General features: G+C 47.5%; 1 tRNA gene and 1 rRNA gene. Both read right to left on the reverse strand.

Annotation, left to right across the window (positions count from 1 at the left end):
• Positions 1–158: 158 nt before the first annotated feature.
• A tRNA-Glu gene (locus OKB87_RS23560) sits at positions 159–234 on the reverse strand.
• A 225-nt stretch (positions 235–459) separates the two neighbouring features.
• Positions 460–530 (reverse strand): 16S ribosomal RNA (locus OKB87_RS23565); the annotation flags it as partial.

Raw genomic sequence — 530 nt, forward strand, 5'->3', positions numbered from 1 at the left:
CAAGAAGTTTCCAAAGCACTTGTAACAAATGTTTGAGAACTACTTTTTAAATCAGCTTTCCAGATTGTTAAAGAGCATGTTTGCAACGGCTCAAGGCCGAAGAAAACAGACATAAACACACATGCTTATGTCTGCATTCTTGTTAGCAAGAAGAGAAGTGGCGTCCCCTAGGGGATTCGAACCCCTGTTACCGCCGTGAAAGGGCGGTGTCCTAGGCCTCTAGACGAAGGGGACCCAAAATCATCTTTGCGCTGCGTTAGCAGTGCAGATTTTGGGTAATGGCGAGTGCCTAGCCTGCGAGGCCGAGCGCCATTATTCACATCCCAAAACCCAATGATAGGGCTTCTCTCATCTGACCGAAGCCAGATAAGCACTGATGCTTGCGCACCAGGTCTTTGCTCTAACTACTTTGAATCAAGGCAATCTGTGTGAACACTCAACAACTTCGTCATCTTAAGGTAAGGAGGTGATCCAACCCCAGGTTCCCCTAGGGTTACCTTGTTACGACTTCACCCCAGTCATGAATCACA

It is taken from the genome of Aeromonas sp. Y318-1 (assembly GCF_027706125.1).
Classification (GTDB): Bacteria; Pseudomonadota; Gammaproteobacteria; order Enterobacterales; family Aeromonadaceae; genus Aeromonas; species Aeromonas hydrophila.